Below are 16,761 nucleotides of genomic sequence, written 5' to 3'. Positions count from 1 at the left end.
CCCGAGGGCCTGGCGTTCCAGGTTACAATTTCGGGCTCGGAGGGTTGGCAGAGCGGTTGAATGCACCGGTCTTGAAAACCGGCGAGGCTTTACGGCCTCCGTGGGTTCGAATCCCACACCCTCCGCCAGTTTTTTTCTTCAGCTTGCCTGCGACTCTATCTCCAAAGAGTCAAACTCAACGACAAGTTCCGCCCCGCACGTTGAGAAAACCTGCGCCACGATCCCCGGCTGGCCATCGGTCCATCGTTCAGCCTTCGCGAGTATCTGCTGCGCTTTCTCAAATCGCGACGTTCCTGGCTCAACGATCTCGATCGCATAGACGATATTCTGAGGCCCGAGATTTTCGAGCAGGCATCGATTCGTCCCAACGAACGACACCGATGCTCGTTGATCTTGCAGGTACAGGCCGAGCGTCAGCGTCTCTCGCTCTATCGATAAATGGATTGTGTCCATGTACCAATCGTGAAAATGGTTGAAGGCACTCAGGTTGTCCATGTGGAGCTTTACGAAGCGAGAATCGAAACAGGATCGCGCATTACCAGAGCCCCTTTGCAAAACTTCATCAAGCCAAGCCAAACGCCAACCTATGCCACGCGCATGCGCGCTACCTCTCACATCCGTACCAACGCTCATTGAATCGCAACACGCATCGTCTACGATGAAGATACATCTCGCATGCGAGTTATTGCGATGTCTACCCTCTCGCTTCCCGGCCGCATCAACCCGACATTCAGGCGAACAGCGGCACTCGCCTTCACGCTGCTCTGCGCAGGCTGCAACTTCACCGTCACGCCGCCGCAGCGACCCGCGGTCGTCACACCACCGCCCGCGGCGATCAACAGCCTGACACTCGATCAGTACCGTTCGGTCGTCGCGCAACGCATCCTCGAACGCAACCCGTCGTACGTACTGCGCGGCACTCCGCAGGCGATGCTGCGCTCGCTCGTCGTCGTGTCGTTCGTCGTGGATCGCAATGGACAGATCGTCGCATCGAGCGTCTTTCGCACGAACGGCGACGACGAAGCGGAGAGCACGGCGCTCACCTCCTTGCGACGCTCGGCGCCCTTGCCTCTGCCGCCACCGAAACTGCTGAACGCGAAAGGCCAGGTGGAAATGTTCGAAGACTGGCTCTTCAACGACAACGGCAAGTTCCAGTTGCGCACGTTCGCGTCGCCGCAGGCACAAACGATCGATTGAAACCGCGCTCGATGGGCCAAGGTTTCCGCCAACACGGCGGCTCGACGCCGTCGTTCGGCTGCCTGCAGCAAACGCACATCGAAGCGAATCGAAGCGCATCGAAACGGAACCCAAGCCGCTCCAACGAAGCCGCAAACAACGGCACGCAGCGCCCGCCTTGCTGTGCCCCGCCCGCCCTCGTTTTAATTTTTTAAACATCTGCCGGAATCTCCGGCCATCGCTGCGTGCCGCGCGCTCACCCGCCCGCCGCACGCAGCACGACCGTCACGTTGCCGCGCCACCCGCGCGCGCGTCCGCCCGGTTTGCATCGTGCTTCGCTTTCGCGCCGCTTCACCCGCTCCGACGGCAACGCAACGCGCGCAGTCCCGTCAGCACGTTGCAAGCTGTCGACTCGTTGCACATGCAACGTCTCGCGTAGCAGGTTCGCCTGCACCGCTGTTCGCCACGTTGTGGGCACAATTGCGCGCGCACCCGCTTCGCTCCACACTTAGACGCACAAACAGACACACAAACGCGTGCCGCCCGCCCCGCGGCTGCGTCACGACATTTGGAGACCCTGCATGTCCACATCGCCCCTTTCTAGCGCGCAGCCCGGCGCAGACCGAAAGAGCAACGCTTCACGCGTGATCTTCGCGAGCTTCATCGGCACCGCGATCGAGTTCTACGACTTCTACGTCTACGCAACGGCCGCCGCGCTCGTCATCGGCCCGGTGTTCTTCCCGCACGGCTCGGCGACGGCGCAAGCGCTGTCGGCGTTCGTCACGTTCGGCATCGCGTTCATCGCGCGGCCGATCGGCTCGTTCCTGTTCGGCCACTTCGGCGACCGCATCGGCCGCAAGTCGACGCTCGTCGCGTCGCTGCTGGTCATGGGCCTGTCGACGACGCTGATCGGCTTCGTCCCCGGCTACGACTCGATTGGCAGCCTCGCGCCGATCTTGCTGTGCGTGTTGCGCTTCGGCCAGGGTATCGGCCTCGGCGGCGAATGGGGCGGCGCCGCCCTGCTCGCGACTGAAAACGCGCCCGCCGGCAAGCGCGGCTGGTTCGGCATGTTCCCGCAGCTCGGGCCGTCGATCGGCTTTCTCGCCTCCAACGGGCTGTTCTTCGGCCTCGCGCTGTCGCTGTCCGACGAGCAGTTCCGCAGCTGGGGCTGGCGCGTGCCGTTCATCGTCAGCGCGGTGCTGGTCGCGCTCGGCCTGTACGTGCGCCTGAAAATCGCGGAAACGCCGGCGTTCCAGGCAGCGATCGACCGCCAGGAGCGCGTGCGCGTGCCCGTCGCGACGCTGCTCAGCCGTCATCTGGGACCGGTGCTGCTCGGCGCGCTTGCGATGGTCGTCTGCTACACGCTGTTCTACATCTCGACGGTGTTCTCGCTGTCGTACGGCGTGTCGGCGCTGCATATCTCGCGTCAGAGCTTCCTCGGCATGCTGTGCGTCGCCGTCGTCTTCATGGCGCTCGCGACGCCGCTGTCCGCGTGGGCCAGCGACCGCTTCGGCCGCAAGCCGGTACTGATCGTCGGCTGCATCGCCGCGATCCTGTCGGGCTTCACGATGGCGCCGTTGCTCGGCAGCGGCTCGATGCCGCTCGTGCAGCTGTTCCTCATCATCGAGCTGTTCCTGATGGGCGTCACATTTGCACCGATGGGCGCGCTGCTGCCCGAGCTGTTCCCGACCAACGTGCGTTACACGGGCGCGGGCGTCGCGTACAACCTGGGCGGGATTCTTGGCGCATCGGTGGCGCCGTACATCGCGCAGATGCTGGCGGCGAAGGGCGGGCTGTCGTGGGTGGGACTGTATGTGTCGACGGCAGCCGTGGTGAGCCTGGTCGGCGTGCTGTGCATGCGCGAAACGCGCGATTCACGGTTGATGTAACTCATCGGCTATCGGCGTAAGTCGAAAGCGAAGCGGCCCCGGCGCGATGCATTGCGCCGGGGCCGTTTTTGTTTTGTAAGCCTGTCAAAGAAGCTTGAGTCCGTACGAACGAGAACCGGGAAACTCCCCTGCTTGCCGCCGTTTTTGACCTGCCTATACTCGAATCAAAGCAAGCGGTCATGTAGTCATGCTGAACGGGGAGGCATCGATGAACTTTCACCTGGGCAACGCGGATATCGTCGTCATCATCGCGCTGGCGCTGCTTGGCTCGCTGCTGCTCGCGCTGCGCTTCAAGCCGGCGAGCTGGAAAGGGATCGTCGTCGAAGCCGTCGCGGCCAATCTGGCCGCCATCGCCGCCGTCGTCGCTTTCGAAATGCTGATGGCCTGAGCGGCCATCAGCATCCATTGCCCGATCAGCGATAGTAGTAGCCGTGATGATGATAGCCACCGTCCGGCACCACGATACAGCCGCTCAGCGATGCCGCCAGCAGCGCGCCCGTCACCAAAGCCAAGATCAAGCGTTTCACGTTTTTTTCTCCCTTTCGAGTCAGTATCGTTTTATTCGAGCGAACCCCGAATGACCTCGATTGAACACGAACCTGACAGGGGCGACCGTTGCAATTTGTAAGCATCGACTGGGCTTGTGTTACAGGCGGCGAGCGCTCCGCTACGCTGCGAACCATCGCGATGACAGTCTCGCGGCACGGCAGGGATACGAGTCAAAGCGCATGAAGGCCGCCCGGAAAGCCTTCGCGGGCGCGGCTTCGAGAGAATGGGAGCAGGATGCGTCGCGAGCGTCGGCGAAACGCGCCGCCGAAAGCCAAAAGAAAAGCGACAGTTTTAACAGGCGTGTAATGGGCGCAATGACAATTGCGAGCGCATCAAGCGAACCTATCGCCACATGTCACAAGGAAACGGCAGACACGAATCCCGCGCGAAGCGTCGCCGCAAAATTCGAAAAAAATCAAAAATGGTTGAACTTGTTCACACCCGCGTGGTCTTTACGGATGTTGTACAGGTTTGTTCTGCAGGTTTCCTCTCGGTCCGCGCGCTTCAGGCGCGGGCTTTTCAGAGGCGCCTCGCGACGGCGTCCGAAATTGGGCGATTGCGCGTGCGCCTCTTTTCTTTTTTCTCGCGCCCCGCCCGCTTCCCCAGTCGACCTCAGGCCGCGGCGACCGATTTGCCCTGCCCGCCGAGACTGAGCGGGTCGGCATGCACGTGATCGATGGCGGCCAGCGCCTCGGCGACGGGCGGCACCGAATTGCCATCCCCAATCGAAACCGACCGGAACGGCACGTTATTCTCAAACGTTTCCCGCGACGTCGCGATGAAGATCATCACGGTGCGCTTGCCGAGCGCGTGCGCCAGATGGACGAAGCCCGTATCCACGCCGATCACAAAGTCCGACGCCGCGAGCACCTGGGCGATTTCGGTCACGCTCAGTTGCGGCAGCAGTTCCGCGCCTTCCACCTGATCGACGATCGCGAGCCCCTCGCTGCGCTCAGCCTGCGACCCCCACGGCACGACGACATGGAAGCCCCGCCGCACGAGGTCCCGCGCGATCGCGATCCAGTGTGCTGCCGGCCACTTCTTGTCGTCCTTGGATGCCGCGTGGAACAGCATCGCCAGCGGGCGTCCGCCCGTATCGACGAGCGGCCTGGCCGGCGCGGGAATATGCAGGTTGTAGTCAGGGGGATTATCGAGCGGATAGCCGAGCGCCGTGCTGACAGTCTCGCGCATGCCGCTCCAGGCATTGCGATCGCGCGGCGGCATGAACCGGCCCGTATAGGCGAATGCGGCGCCGCGCTCGCCGAGATGCTTGTTGCCATAACCGAGGCGCTTTCGCGAGCGCGACAGGAACGAGATGATCGCGCTCTTGTAGACGCCGTGAATATCGAGCGCGACGTCGTAGCGATACGCGCGCAGTTCGGCGATCGACTCCCAGATCGCCTTGAAATCCGACCAGCGACGCGCCTTCTTGAAGCGGCGCAGCGGTGCGCACAGCACACGGTCGGTGCCGGGATTCCAGCGGGCAATCTCGGCGAACGATTCGTCGACTGCCCAGTCGACCTCGACGCCGGGAAACGCGCGCTTCAGATCCGATACGATCGGCTGAGCCTGTATCACGTCGCCCATGGAGGTGACTTTGACGATGAGAATTCGCTTCATTGATGGCCCGTGTTGTGGCTGCTGTGGCTGCTTGCTAGCAATCTGCAATTTTAGCTGACCATCCCGACAATTGCCCGCAAAATGGGCAGCAGCAAATCTTGCCGGACCTGCCGCGTCGTTACCAGACGTTACTTCCCTTGACAGGCCGCCGCCCGCAGCCGGGTCATTCGGGCAACCATCCGGCCCGCTTTCGCCGTGCCACCGCCTGCGAGGCGACTATAATTTGCCCATTTCCCAGCCCGACTCCCCATGTCACGGACACCCCTGCTGTCCTCGAGCATCGGCCGGCGCGTACGGCGTCTGTGGCGTCAGTACGGCATTTTCTGGCTGGGCGCGATCGCCGTCGGTCTCACGGCCGTCTTCTATGCGCGGCTGATCGACTTCGGTTACAACGCTTTCCTCCATCTGCAGAACGAGCACCGGTGGCTCACGTTGTTTTTGACGCCCGCCGTCGCGGCGGCGTCGGTCTGGCTTACCCGACGCTTCTTTCGCGGCTCCGAAGGCAGCGGCATCCCGCAGGTCATCGCGACGCTGCATTCGAACACCAGCGCCGCCGGCATGCGGCTGCTCACGTTCCCCATTCTGCTCGGCAAGATCCTCGTGTCGTTTCTCGCGATACTCGGCGGCTTCACGATCGGGCGCGAAGGGCCGACCGTGCAGGTCGGCGCGGCGCTGATGTTCAACCTGCGCCGCCTCTACCCGCGCTCGAACGCACTGATCGAACGGCAACTGGTGCTGGCGGGCGCGGCGGCCGGCCTGTCGGCGGCCTTCAACACGCCGCTCGCGGGCATCGTCTTCGCCATCGAGGAACTCACACGCAGCTTCGAGGCGCGCGCCAGCGGCGTGCTGATCACGGCCATCATCATCGCCGGGATCATCGCGCTCGGGCTGAACGGTAATTACACGTACTTCGGCACGATCGACATCGGCACGCATTTCCCCGATTCGCTCGCGGTGGCTGTCGTCATCACGGGCATCGTGACGGGCATCGCGGGCGGCGTGTTCGGCTGGCTGCTGCTGAACACCGAGCGCTGGATGCCCGCGCCGTTGTTCTCGCTGAACAACGAGCGGCCCGTCGCGTTCGCCGCGCTGTGCGGCCTGGCCATTGCGGTGATCGGTCTCGTGTCGGGCGGTACGACCTTCGGCAGCGGCTACGCGGAAGCGCGCGGACTGCTCTACGGCACCGAGCATCTGTCGGTGTTCTATCCGCTGCTGAAGATGGCGTCGATGATCGGCTCGTATCTGCCGGGGATTCCGGGCGGCATCTTCGCACCGTCGCTGTCGATCGGCGCAGGCTTTGGCAACGTGCTGCACATGGCCTTCAGCGACATGCAGCTGCCGATGCTGATCGCGCTCGCCATGGTCGGCTATCTTGCGGCTGTCACGCAGTCGCCGATCACGTCGTTCGTGATCGTGATGGAGATGATCAACGGCCACGCGCTCGTGATTTCGCTGATGGCGACGGCGCTCGTGTCGAGCCGGATTTCGAGCGTGTTTGCGCCGCCGTTGTACGAGGCGCTGGCGAAGCGGTATATGACGCCCGCCGCATCTGCTGCGGCGCCTTCAGTCGAAGAAGAAAGCCGTAGCGAAGAACAGCCGACGACGCGCAACGAAGCAAAAGAATGAGCTTGCGGCAGATTGGCTTTCGCCATTGCCACTAAAAAATCGGGCGCATCCCGCAGAGATGCGCCCGACCTCCCCACAATCGTCAGTACACGACGATGCCGACCGGATGGTAATACACCGGGCGTGCCGGCACGACGACGCAACCGGCCAACGTGACCGCCAGCACGGCGATCGCGAGCAAGGTCCTTTTTCTCATTTGACGACTCCCTTGATGGTTGCGATTAAGCGCGCTCTCGGGCGCGTTCGGAGAACGGGCGGATGGCCACGCGCGATGCCGTCAACACGCGCCATCCCAGCCCGTTGGATTCACCCGGGCATCACGCCCAGTGGCCTTGCACCCAGTGCCAGTTCGGACCATGCGCGACCCAGTGGCCCGGCACCCAGTGATAGCCGACGCGCTCGACCTGCCAGTGACCCGCCACCCACACGTAGCGGCCGTGGTCCCAGCGCCAGTGGCCCTTGTCCCACACATAGCCCGCGCGCGGCGCGGGTGCGGCTTCGAAGCGTTCGACGGGCGGCGCGGACGGCGCCACGACGATCACTTCCTCAGCCGACGCCGACGCAGCGGCGGACAGACCGGACACCACGAGCACAGCGGAAACTGCGAGCAGACGAATCGACTTGTTCATGTTTTCACCTCTTGTGTCAGCACCGAATGACGGCGTTGTCCGTTCAATGCGCGAGGTGACGAAAGGGCTGACAGCGGACGTGTTACCGCGTGCCCTCAAGTGCAACGGATTATTTCGGGGGAGTTATCTCGGGGGTATCGACGGGAGAGCGTGCGCAGCGAATGTGCGCACGAAAAACGATGGCACAGCAAAGCGCGCCACCCGATGACGGTGACGCGCGTCAAGCGATAAAGAAGCTACAGACCGCTCAAGCCTGCGGAATCTCGATCTTGACCTCGAGCACTTCGAGGTCGTCGTGTCGTTCGAGATTGACGCGGATATCGTCGTCCGAAATCTTCACGTACTTCGAGATCACGGCAACGAGTTCACGTTGCAACGCGGGCAGATAATCGGCGGGCGCTTTGCCGCCTACGCGCTCATGCGCGATGATCAGCTGCAGGCGTTCCTTCGCTATCGACGCAGACTTCTTCTTCTCGCCCAGCAAAAACGAAAGAATGGACATCACGTTCGCCTCCCTTACTTGGTGCCGAAGAGGCGCTGCAGCAGGCCCGGCTTCTGGTAATCGGTAAAGCGAAGCGACTTCTGCTCGCCGAGGAAACGCGACACGACATCCTTGTACGCTTCGGCGACATCGGTGCCGTCGAGGTGTACAGCGGGCAAGCCCTGGTTCGACGCATGCAGCACGGCTTCCGATTCCGGAATCACGCCAATCAGGTCGATGCGCAGGATTTCCTGAATATCCGTGAGCGACAGCATTTCGCCTTCGCTCACGCGCTTCGGGTTGTAGCGCGTGATCAGCAGATGCTCCTTGATGGGCTCCTTGCTTTCGATCGCGCGCTTGGTCTTCGACGACAGGATGCCGAGAATGCGGTCCGAATCACGCACCGACGACACTTCCGGGTTCGTCACGATCAGTGCTTCGTCGGCGAAATGCATCGCGAGCAGCGCGCCCGATTCGATACCTGCCGGCGAATCGCAAACGATGTATTCGAAGTCCATCGCGATCAGGTCGTTGATGACCTTCTCGACGCCTTCCATCGTCAGCGCGTCTTTATCGCGCGTCTGCGACGCGGGCAGGATGAACAGGTTCTCGCACTTCTTGTCCTTGATCATCGCCTGGTTCAGGTTGGCTTCGCCCTGGATCACGTTGATCAGGTCGTACACCACGCGGCGCTCGCAACCCATGATGAGATCGAGATTGCGCAGACCCACGTCGAAATCGATCACTGCCGTTTTCGCGCCACGCAATGCGAGCGCGGATGCGAAACTCGCGCTCGTGGTCGTCTTGCCTACGCCACCCTTGCCCGAAGTCACCACAATGATTTTTGCCATTACCCTTTACCTTGTGTTCGTCTATTCGTCTATTGAGTCCGGCGGGAGTTCCATCGCGCAGCGCGCGCACTGCATGCGCGGCGCACGCGTCAGGTGAGCCGCAGCGGTTCGATCATCAGCTTTTCATCTTCGAGCCAGATCTGCACCGGCTTGCCATGCACGTCGGCAGGCAGCGGGTTCTCGGTCGTCCGGTAGATGCCCGCGATCGAGATCAGCTCGGGTTCGAGACACGTGCAGAAGATGCGCGCGTCGTGATTGCCGTGCACGCCCGCCAGAGCGCGGCCGCGCAACGGCGCGTAAATATGGATGTTGCCTTCCGCGATCACTTCGGCGCCGTTGCTCACCATGCCGAGCACGACGAGATCGCCCTTCGCGTAGATACGCTGGCCTGAGCGCAGCGGCTTGTCGACCACCATCGTCTGCGACGAGGTGCCGATGCGCACGGGCTCCGCCGCAGCCGACTCGGCTTGCTCCGGCTCGCGCGCGGCAGCATCCGCAGCGGGCGGCGTGTCTGTTTTCGCTGCAGCCTTTGCGTCGTCGCCGCCTGCATCCGTATTGCTCTTGCTGACGCGAGCATCCCGAGCGTCGCGTGCATCGAGCAGCGGCAGCCCCGCTTCGTTCGCCCACGCGTGCTGCGCGCTGTCGGCGACGACGCCGATGGGACGCATGCGCACGCTGTCCAGCAGCTTCGCGATGTCCGCAAGCGGCACGCGCTCGTTTTCCGCGAGACGGCGCACGTCGATCGCGACGGTGTCGTTCGCGAAGAATTCGGGTGTCGCCTCGAAGCGCCGGGTCAGCTCGGCACGCATCTCATCGAGGTTGGTCGTCTTGACGACAAACAGCAATGTGTCGACCGCGCCACTGCGCAGTTCAAAAAATGGCGATTTCTTCGGCGACATAGCGTTCGGCAAAAAATTTTGCGTATTTTACAGGCGTCCTGGCGAACGGTGAGCATTTTTGCCAATAAGTCTTCACGCGACAGGAAAATGCCGCGTGCGTGCTGGTCCGGGCCGGACGGATCGACAAAAACTGGGAAGAAAGCGCGCGAAACACGCGCCCGGAGAAACGATCGAAAGCGGCGAAAGGGGCTGGGAAGCGTTTAACCGGCCTGCCCGTGCGCGGGATCGTCGGATGCCTTTTCTTGCGGCACGTGCCGCACGAGCAGCGTCTGGAACTGGTCCGGCGCACGCGCAATACGCTCGTGTTCGCCCGTCGGGCCGAAGCCGAGGCGCTCGTAGAAGCGCATTGCGTTGCGGTTCTCGTCCGCGATCCATGCGTAGATTTCGGTGGCGCCCGCTCCCGCGAGCCACCCGCTTGCCGTGTTGACGAGCAACTCGCCGCCGCGCAGATGCCGCACGGCGGGCGCGACCCACAACTCGCTGACGAACGCGCGATGCGAGGGCGCGTCCTCGAAGCAGGCGCCGATCAGACCGGCGGGATGCCCTTCCGTGTACAGGATGAAAGATGTCGACGTGGCCGACGCGGCGTGCCGCGCGGCCGTTTCTTCGAACGTGGACGCATCGGCCGACAGCGCTTCTTCCAGCGTCTCGCCGAATGCGTAAGGCGCTTCGCGCAGCGAGGCGGTACGAAGCTCGCGGAAGACGACGCCCTGATCGGCTGCGATACGGCGAACGGTCAGTGAAGGACTCATGCGTTCGAAAATCCCTTAAATCCCTTGTGTCATCCGGGTAAAGCGCTAGCGCGTAGCTTTAACCGAACCGACGCGTGAGTCAAATCTTTAATTCGGCGCAGTGCGACCCAGCGCGCATGGGTTGACACGCGGCTACAAAACCGGCACACGCGAGGCCAGGCGTTTCGCGTCGCATCGTGCGCGAGTGGCCACGAACACTTTCAGCGCCGTCAGCTTGCAGGTCACTCGGGCACGCCGCCGCGCTTCGTGGCGCATCAGGGCGCCTCGTAGCGCCCCGTGCCGTCGGGCCACGGCGTGAGCAGCTCGTAGCCGTCGTCGGTGACGGCGACCATGTGCTCCCATTGCGCGGACAGCGAGCGGTCTTTGGTGACGACCGTCCAGCCGTCGCGCATCACCGACGTGCCGGCGCGGCCCGCGTTGATCATCGGCTCGATCGTGAACACCATGCCCGGCTTCAGGCGCACGCCCTGCCCCGGCTGGCCGTAGTGCAGCACCTGCGGGTCCTCGTGATAAACCTTGCCGATGCCGTGCCCGCAGTAGTCGCGCACGATCGAAAAGCCCTCGCGCTGCGCGATCTGCTGGATCGCATGACCGACGTCGCCGAGCGTCGCGCCCGGCTTGACCTGGCGGATGCCCGCGAGCATCGCCTCATACGTCGTGTCGATCAGCTGCTGTGCGACCGTGCTCGGCTCGCCGACCGTGTACATGCGGCTCGTGTCGCCGAAATAGCCGTCCTTGATGACGGCCACGTCGATGTTGATGATGTCGCCGTCCTTGAGGACCTCGGCGCGGTCGGGAATGCCGTGACACACGACGGAGTTGACCGACGTGCACACCGTCTTCGGAAAGCCCATATAGCCGACGTTCGCGGCAATCGCCTTCTGCGTGTCGACGATGTAGTCGTGGCAGATCGCGTCGAGTTCGCCCGTGGAGATGCCGGGCTTCACATGCTCGCCGATCATGGCGAGCACGTCGGCGGCGAGCCGGCCTGAGATGCGCAAGCGCGCGATGTCTTCGGGAGTCTTGTAGGTGATGGCCATGTCGTGTAAAGCGTTGGCGGCATGCATGGCACGGCGCGTTCAGCGTCATCGTGCGACGGGCGATCAGGCGGGCATCGCGCGCATCTGGCGCAACTCGCCTGGCACGGGATGGCCCGCAACGCAAGCCATGCAGCCATGCGTGCGGTTGTCGATCAGGCCATTGTACAGAGTCTGCCCGCGCGGCCGCTTCAGACCCCGCAGCGCATCTGCGGCTCAACCGGGCGGCTCAACCCGGCGGCGCGCTCCGGATCGCCGCGGCGATGTCGCGGCTCACGGCGGCGAGCGCCCGGCTGTGCGCGGCGACGAGCGCGGCATCGTCCGCGCCCTGCACCGGCTCGCGTATCGTCGAGCGGCCCGTCAGCAAGGCCGTGCGGCCCGTCACGCGCACGGTCCACAGCGCGTCGACGGCGACGGCCTCGCCCGGCATCGAATCGAACTGCAGGATATCGACGCGCACGCGGTACGCTTCCGTGCCCGCCACCATCTGCGACGACACCGACACGCGCTGCGAGCCGAGCAGCCGCGTCAGGTCGGCGGCGATCACATCGGCCACGCCGCTCTTGAGCGGCTCGCCCCAGCGCGCGAACTCGTTGAGCTTCACTTCGTTGCCCGACACGCGTGTCACGAGCTGCGGCCGGTCGACCAGATCGGGCACCGTCACGGGCCCGACCACGACCGACACCGACAGTGGCGCGCCCGCGCTTTCGAGCGTCGTGTCGGGACTCAGCGTATAGAAGTTCGAGGGCGGCGAGCTGCAGGCGGCCAGCAAGGTAATGGCGGCGGCGGCGCAAACGCATGCGCCGGGCGGGAGCATCGATCGCTTCACTTTGCGTCCTCCTGTTTGCCTCGCAGCAGCGCTTCGGGATGGCGTTGCAGATAATCCGAGAGCGCGCGGAACGACGCAGCCGTGCGCGCGAGTTCGCGGATCGCGTCGCTCGTGTCCTGCTGCAGCGTCGAATCGGGCGCAAGCGCGCTATTCGCCGAATTGAGCGTAGCCTGCGCCGCCGACAACGTGCTCTTCGCCTGCGGCACGACCTGCGTATTGAGGCTCTGCATTAGCGTACCCGCATCGGCGAGCGCCTGCTGTGTATTCTTGCCGATCTGCTCGATCGGCAGTTTGTCGATGCGCGCGACGATCCGGTTGATCGACTCCTGCAGCGATTGCAGGCCGCTCGGCTCGGTCGGCAGCTCGGCGGGCGTGCGGTTCCAGTCGACGGTCGCCTTCGGCGCGCGCGGGAAGAAATCGAACGACACATACAATTGGCCGGTCAGCAGGCTGCCCGTTTTTAGTTGCCCACGGAAGCCGCGCGACACGAGGAAATCCGCAATCGTCTTTGGATCGCGCATGACACGCCCGTCTTCAGGCTTGCCAGTCGCATAGCGCGACGTGAAGCGCTCCGGATAGAACTTGATCTCGACAGGAATGCTGATCTGTTTCGTGACGGGATCGAAGCGCGTATAGATCGCCGCCACTTCGCCGAGCACGATGCCGCGAAAATCGACGGGCGCGCCCACCGTCAGGCCGCGCACCGATTCCTTGAAATTGAGCACATAAGTATCGACGATGCGGTCCTGCACCTTCATCGCCTCGGCGCGCGTCGCGAACAGCGTGAACGGCGTGCGCGCCTGCGCTTCGGGCTGTGCCAGCGACGCCGCGGGCGTTTCGAACGCCAGCCCGCCGATCAGGATCGACACCAGCGACTGCGTGTTGATCTTCACACCATCCGTGCCGAGCGCGACATCGATGCCGCCTGCTTCCCAGAAGCGCGAATCACTCTTCACGTAGCGGTCGTACGGCGCGTTCACGAAGATATGCATGGTGATGCCGCCGCCGTTCTTGTCGAGTTCGTACGACGTCACCTGCCCGACGCGCAGGCGGCGGAAATAGACCGGCGAGCCGACATCGAGCGAAGCCAGGCTCGACGCGTTCAGCACGAACTCGCGCCCCGGCACGTCGCTCGCGAACACGGGCGGCACTTCCAGTCCGGTGTAGTCGCGCCGCTCATTCTTCGCACGGCCAATGTCCATACCGATGAACGCGCCTGACAACAATGTGCTGATGCCCGACACGTTGCCGCCCGTCACGCGCGGCCGCTCGACCCAGAAGCGCGTGTCGTCGACGAGCATGTCGGTGGCGTCGCGCGTCAGTTCGGCCGTGGCGACGACGGTCTTGTAGTCCTTCGACAGCGCAACCTTCTTCACGACGCCGATATCGACGTCCTTGAACTTGATCTTGGTCTTGCCCGCTTCGAGCCCTTCGCCTGTCTTGAAGCTGATCGTGATGGTCGGCCCTTGCGAGAGCACCGCCTGAACCGCGAGCCAGACGCCGACCAGCACGGCGACGACGGGCACCAGCCAGATCCACTGGATGTGCCAGCGCTTGCGCGGCACGGCGACGGTGTCGGGCAGGTCGGGCGGCCGGTTCATTCGGTTTTCCTCGCATCCCAGATGAGCCGCGGATCGAACGACATCGCGGCGAACATCGTCAGCACGACGACCGCGCCGAACGCGATCGCGGCAGGACCGGCGCGCACGGTAGCGAGCGCGTTGAACTGCACGAGCGCCGTGAGCACGGCGATCACATAGATATCGAGCATCGACCAGCGCCCGACCAGTTCGACGAGCCGGTAGATGCGCGCGCGCTGGTCCGGCTGCCAGGTGGAGCGGAAATTGGCCGAGATCGCGAGAAAGCTGATCGCGAGAATCTTCAGCATCGGCACCGCGATGCTCGCGATGAAGACCAGCACCGCAAGCGGCCACGAACCCGAGGTCCACAGATACACGACACCGCTCATGATCGTGTCCTTCTGCGCGCCGAACAGCGAGCTCGTGTCCATCACGGGCAGCACGTTCGCCGGGATGTAGAGGATGATCGCCGCGATCAGGCAGGCCCAGGTGCGCGCGAGGCTGTCGGGCTTGCGCAGATGCAGATGCGCGCCACAGCGCGGGCAATGCGTGGCATGCGCCGGCACGTGCACGGCGGCATGCACGTTCGCGTAGTCGCGTTCGTCACGCGCCTGCGCGGGCGCGGCGCGAGTCAGCAAGCCGCAGTCGTGGCACACGCACAGGCCGCACGCTGCTGCCGTCTCGGCAGGAAACAGCATATCGCTGTCGAACGCGGGGCCGGCATCGGGCACGCCCTGGAGCCGCGACCACAGATCGCGCGCATCGAACGCGGAGGCGGCGGCAGCGAGTAACAGCATCAGCGCGCCGAACGACCACAACGACGGCCCCGTCACCACCGACGCGATATGCGCAAGCTTCACCAGCGCGACGAGCAGACCGAGGATCAGCACCTCCGTCATGCCCCACTCCTGCGCGACACGCAGCGAGCGGAACACGGCATCCGCGCGATACGGCGTGCGCCCGAGCCGCAACGGCAACAGCAGCCACACGAGGCCGAGCGCCTGGCACGCGGGCATCAGCATCGTCGTGATGAAGATCAACGCCGACAGCGGCCACATGCCATCCCGGTATAGCACGCGCACCGCGCCGAACAGCGTCGTTTCGACGAGATCGCCGTTCACCGACAGACCGACGATGGGAAACGCGTTCGACACGATCCACAGCACGCAGGCGGCGAGCGCGTAGGCAAGCGTGCGGTCGAGGCTGTTCGCGTGACGCCGGTACAGGGTCGCGCGGCAGCGGCAGCAACGCAGCGCGCCTTCGGGCGGCACGGTGCTTTCGCGCTGGAGCAGATCGCATTCGTGACAGGCGATCACTGGCGTGCGCGTCGCGTGGCCGAGATACGCGGACGACGTCTCGCTCATTTCGCGCTCTGCGCGGCCGCATCGCCGCTGTGTTGCGCTGCCTGGGTGGTCAGGCCTTCGGCTGTGATGACCCAGCCGCCGCCCATCGCCTTGTACAGGTTCACATACGACACCAGCACGCCCGCCTGAGTCTGCGTCTGGTTCAGCTGCGCGTTGAAGAGGCTGCGCTCGGCATCGAGCACTTCGATATAACTCGTGTAGCCGCCTTCGTACCGCAGCCGCGCAAGATGCGCGTACGTCGCCAGCGCCTCGACCTGCCGTACCTGCACATCGAACTGTTCACGCACCTTCTGCGACGAGATCAGCGCGTCGTCGACTTCCTGGAACGCGACCTGGATCGCCTTGCGGTATGAGTACAGCGCCTGCTGCTGCACCGCTTCGGCCTGCTTCACCTGTCCGACGATCGCGCCGCCTTCGAAGACCGGCTGCGCGATCGAACCCGCAAACGACCACACGCGCGACGGCCCCGTAAAGAGCTTCGAGAACTGTCCGCTTTGCGTACCCAGCAGCCCCGTCAGCGAAATCTGCGGGAAATACAGCGCTTTGGCCGCACCAATCTGCGCATTCGCCGCGACGAGATCCTGCTCGGCCTGACGCAGATCGGGACGGCGCTCCAGCAGATCCGACGGCAGCCCCGCCGGCACGGCAGGCGCCGCGAGTTCGGCCAGCGCGCGCCCGCGCAGGATATCGCCCGGATTGCGCCCGAGCAGCACCGAGAGCGCGTCTTCCTGCTGCGCGATCTGTGCCTCGATCTGAGGAATCACCGCACGCGATGCCTCGTATTCCGACTGGCTCTGCGCGAGCTCCATCTGCGAGACCTCGCCGCCCTTGAAGCGCAGATCGAACACGTGCACGGATTCGGCGCGGCTCGCCGTGGTGGCCTTCGCAATCTCCAGCTGCCGGTCGAGACTGCGCAGGTTGATATACGACGACGCCACCGACGACACCAGCGTCAGAACCGTGCCGCGCTTCGCTTCTTCCGTCGACAGCAGGCTCGCGCGTGCCGATTCCGTCAGACGCCGGTTGCGGCCGAAGAGGTCGATTTCCCATGACGCCGAGAGCGCCGCCGTGTACGTGTTGAACACGGGGCTCTGCACATTCGCGAACAGCGGCGAGGACGACGTCGAGATACGCTGGCGCCCGGCATCGAAGCCCGCGCCGACCTGCGGAAACAGCGCTGCGCGCGTCGTCACGAACTGGCCGAGGAACTGGTCGACGCGCGCGGCGGCGATCTTCACGTCGTTGTTGTTCGCCAGCGCGGTTGTGATCAGTTCATCGAGCACCGGGTCGTCGAACTGCTTCCACCATTCGGTGTTGGCGATGTCGGCCGCGTAGTTGTCGGGGAAGCGGTAGGTCGCGGGCACGTCGAGCGGAGGACGCGAGTAGTTCGGCCCGAGCAGGCAACCGCTCAGGGCAAGGACGCATAGCGCGGACACAAGGCCGGTGGCGAGCGGAGTGGTCAGCGGAGCGCGGCGCATG

17 protein-coding genes and 1 tRNA gene are annotated in these 16,761 nt (G+C 64.1%); 5 read left to right on the top strand and 13 right to left on the bottom strand.

The window, feature by feature from the left end:
- Window positions 1–38: 38 nt before the first annotated feature.
- Window positions 39–128: transfer RNA gene (locus tag C2L64_RS03690), tRNA-Ser, on the top strand.
- Between the two features lie 10 nt (window positions 129–138).
- Here C2L64_RS03690 and C2L64_RS03685 read toward each other — a convergent pair.
- Window positions 139–495 carry a hypothetical protein gene (locus C2L64_RS03685; protein ID WP_090838079.1) on the bottom strand — a complete coding sequence of 119 codons (357 nt, stop codon included), beginning with the start codon at window positions 493–495 and terminating at the stop codon, window positions 139–141.
- 195 nt (window positions 496–690) lie between these two features.
- Between C2L64_RS03685 and C2L64_RS03680 the strand changes: the two genes are divergently transcribed.
- Complete coding sequence (locus C2L64_RS03680) at window positions 691–1,197, top strand: TonB C-terminal domain-containing protein (protein WP_007583322.1); 507 nt, start codon at window positions 691–693, stop codon at window positions 1,195–1,197.
- A 235-nt stretch (window positions 1,198–1,432) separates the two neighbouring features.
- Here the strand turns inward: C2L64_RS03680 and C2L64_RS53050 are convergent, their stop codons facing one another.
- Window positions 1,433–1,579, bottom strand: coding sequence for a hypothetical protein (locus C2L64_RS53050; RefSeq protein WP_158660484.1), 147 nt, complete (start codon window positions 1,577–1,579; stop codon window positions 1,433–1,435).
- A 178-nt stretch (window positions 1,580–1,757) separates the two neighbouring features.
- Between C2L64_RS53050 and C2L64_RS03665 the strand changes: the two genes are divergently transcribed.
- Both C2L64_RS03665 and C2L64_RS03660 read left to right on the top strand, forming a co-directional pair.
- Window positions 1,758–3,065, top strand: a complete 1,308-nt coding sequence (locus C2L64_RS03665) for an MFS transporter (RefSeq protein WP_090838085.1) — start codon at window positions 1,758–1,760, stop codon at window positions 3,063–3,065.
- A gap of 208 nt (window positions 3,066–3,273) precedes the next feature.
- A complete protein-coding gene (locus C2L64_RS03660; protein ID WP_007583328.1) occupies window positions 3,274–3,453 on the top strand; it encodes a hypothetical protein in 180 nt (59 codons plus the stop codon).
- A gap of 773 nt (window positions 3,454–4,226) precedes the next feature.
- On the opposite strand, the gene waaC is transcribed toward C2L64_RS03660, so the two are convergent.
- Window positions 4,227–5,234 (bottom strand): lipopolysaccharide heptosyltransferase I, encoded by a 1,008-nt coding sequence (waaC, locus tag C2L64_RS03650; protein ID WP_090838089.1) that lies wholly within the window; start codon window positions 5,232–5,234, stop codon window positions 4,227–4,229.
- A gap of 249 nt (window positions 5,235–5,483) precedes the next feature.
- Between waaC and C2L64_RS03645 the strand changes: the two genes are divergently transcribed.
- Window positions 5,484–6,860 carry a chloride channel protein gene (locus tag C2L64_RS03645; protein WP_090838091.1) on the top strand — a complete coding sequence of 459 codons (1,377 nt, stop codon included), beginning with the start codon at window positions 5,484–5,486 and terminating at the stop codon, window positions 6,858–6,860.
- A 317-nt stretch (window positions 6,861–7,177) separates the two neighbouring features.
- Here C2L64_RS03645 and C2L64_RS03640 read toward each other — a convergent pair whose 3' ends face one another.
- From C2L64_RS03640 to C2L64_RS03595, 10 genes are all read right to left on the bottom strand, one after another.
- Window positions 7,178–7,489, bottom strand: coding sequence for a YXWGXW repeat-containing protein (locus C2L64_RS03640; protein ID WP_090838093.1), 312 nt, complete (start codon window positions 7,487–7,489; stop codon window positions 7,178–7,180).
- Between the two features lie 247 nt (window positions 7,490–7,736).
- On the bottom strand, window positions 7,737–7,991 hold the full coding sequence (gene minE / locus C2L64_RS03635) for a cell division topological specificity factor MinE (RefSeq protein WP_007583338.1): 255 nt from the start codon (window positions 7,989–7,991) through the stop codon (window positions 7,737–7,739).
- Window positions 7,992–8,005: 14 nt separating this feature from the next.
- On the bottom strand, window positions 8,006–8,821 hold the full coding sequence (minD, locus tag C2L64_RS03630; RefSeq protein WP_007741582.1) for a septum site-determining protein MinD: 816 nt from the start codon (window positions 8,819–8,821) through the stop codon (window positions 8,006–8,008).
- 89 nt (window positions 8,822–8,910) lie between these two features.
- On the bottom strand, window positions 8,911–9,720 hold the full coding sequence (minC, locus tag C2L64_RS03625; RefSeq protein ID WP_007741583.1) for a septum site-determining protein MinC: 810 nt from the start codon (window positions 9,718–9,720) through the stop codon (window positions 8,911–8,913).
- Window positions 9,721–9,920: 200 nt separating this feature from the next.
- Entirely contained in the window at window positions 9,921–10,472 is a 552-nt protein-coding gene (locus tag C2L64_RS03620; RefSeq protein WP_007741584.1) for a GNAT family N-acetyltransferase, read from the bottom strand.
- A gap of 254 nt (window positions 10,473–10,726) precedes the next feature.
- Window positions 10,727–11,512: a type I methionyl aminopeptidase gene (map, locus tag C2L64_RS03615; RefSeq protein ID WP_007583347.1), complete on the bottom strand. Its 786-nt coding sequence runs from the start codon at window positions 11,510–11,512 to the stop codon at window positions 10,727–10,729.
- A gap of 226 nt (window positions 11,513–11,738) precedes the next feature.
- Window positions 11,739–12,338 carry a PqiC family protein gene (locus C2L64_RS03610; RefSeq protein ID WP_007583349.1) on the bottom strand — a complete coding sequence of 200 codons (600 nt, stop codon included), beginning with the start codon at window positions 12,336–12,338 and terminating at the stop codon, window positions 11,739–11,741.
- On the bottom strand, window positions 12,335–13,939 hold the full coding sequence (locus tag C2L64_RS03605; RefSeq protein ID WP_090838094.1) for a PqiB family protein: 1,605 nt from the start codon (window positions 13,937–13,939) through the stop codon (window positions 12,335–12,337). Before C2L64_RS03605 ends, C2L64_RS03610 begins: the two co-directional genes overlap by 4 nt.
- A complete protein-coding gene (locus C2L64_RS03600) occupies window positions 13,936–15,282 on the bottom strand; it encodes a paraquat-inducible protein A (protein ID WP_090838096.1) in 1,347 nt (448 codons plus the stop codon). Before C2L64_RS03600 ends, C2L64_RS03605 begins: the two co-directional genes overlap by 4 nt.
- On the bottom strand, window positions 15,279–16,760 hold the full coding sequence (locus C2L64_RS03595) for an efflux transporter outer membrane subunit (RefSeq protein WP_103153663.1): 1,482 nt from the start codon (window positions 16,758–16,760) through the stop codon (window positions 15,279–15,281). The genes C2L64_RS03600 and C2L64_RS03595 overlap by 4 nt, the downstream gene beginning before the upstream one ends.
- Window position 16,761 lies beyond the last annotated feature (1 nt).

The organism is Paraburkholderia hospita, assembly GCF_002902965.1.
Classification (GTDB): domain Bacteria; phylum Pseudomonadota; class Gammaproteobacteria; order Burkholderiales; family Burkholderiaceae; genus Paraburkholderia; species Paraburkholderia hospita.
The sequence above is the reverse complement of the archived record's forward strand: the minus strand, read 5'-3'. Positions and strand labels throughout refer to the sequence as shown.

What these genes read in the sequence shown, in the direction of transcription:
- C2L64_RS03685 (WP_090838079.1), bottom strand. Translation starts at nt 495, where the DNA reads ATGGACAACCTGAGTGCCTTCAACCATTTTCACGATTGGTACATGGAC.
- C2L64_RS03680 (WP_007583322.1), top strand. Translation starts at nt 691, where the DNA reads ATGTCTACCCTCTCGCTTCCCGGCCGCATCAACCCGACATTCAGGCGA.
- C2L64_RS03665 (WP_090838085.1), top strand. Translation starts at nt 1,758, where the DNA reads ATGTCCACATCGCCCCTTTCTAGCGCGCAGCCCGGCGCAGACCGAAAG.
- C2L64_RS03660 (WP_007583328.1), top strand. Translation starts at nt 3,274, where the DNA reads ATGAACTTTCACCTGGGCAACGCGGATATCGTCGTCATCATCGCGCTG.
- waaC (WP_090838089.1), bottom strand. Translation starts at nt 5,234, where the DNA reads ATGAAGCGAATTCTCATCGTCAAAGTCACCTCCATGGGCGACGTGATA.
- C2L64_RS03645 (WP_090838091.1), top strand. Translation starts at nt 5,484, where the DNA reads ATGTCACGGACACCCCTGCTGTCCTCGAGCATCGGCCGGCGCGTACGG.
- C2L64_RS03640 (WP_090838093.1), bottom strand. Translation starts at nt 7,489, where the DNA reads ATGAACAAGTCGATTCGTCTGCTCGCAGTTTCCGCTGTGCTCGTGGTG.
- minE (WP_007583338.1), bottom strand. Translation starts at nt 7,991, where the DNA reads ATGTCCATTCTTTCGTTTTTGCTGGGCGAGAAGAAGAAGTCTGCGTCG.
- minD (WP_007741582.1), bottom strand. Translation starts at nt 8,821, where the DNA reads ATGGCAAAAATCATTGTGGTGACTTCGGGCAAGGGTGGCGTAGGCAAG.
- minC (WP_007741583.1), bottom strand. Translation starts at nt 9,720, where the DNA reads ATGTCGCCGAAGAAATCGCCATTTTTTGAACTGCGCAGTGGCGCGGTC.
- C2L64_RS03620 (WP_007741584.1), bottom strand. Translation starts at nt 10,472, where the DNA reads ATGAGTCCTTCACTGACCGTTCGCCGTATCGCAGCCGATCAGGGCGTC.
- map (WP_007583347.1), bottom strand. Translation starts at nt 11,512, where the DNA reads ATGGCCATCACCTACAAGACTCCCGAAGACATCGCGCGCTTGCGCATC.
- C2L64_RS03605 (WP_090838094.1), bottom strand. Translation starts at nt 13,939, where the DNA reads ATGAACCGGCCGCCCGACCTGCCCGACACCGTCGCCGTGCCGCGCAAG.
- C2L64_RS03600 (WP_090838096.1), bottom strand. Translation starts at nt 15,282, where the DNA reads ATGAGCGAGACGTCGTCCGCGTATCTCGGCCACGCGACGCGCACGCCA.
- C2L64_RS03595 (WP_103153663.1), bottom strand. Translation starts at nt 16,760, where the DNA reads ATGCGCCGCGCTCCGCTGACCACTCCGCTCGCCACCGGCCTTGTGTCC.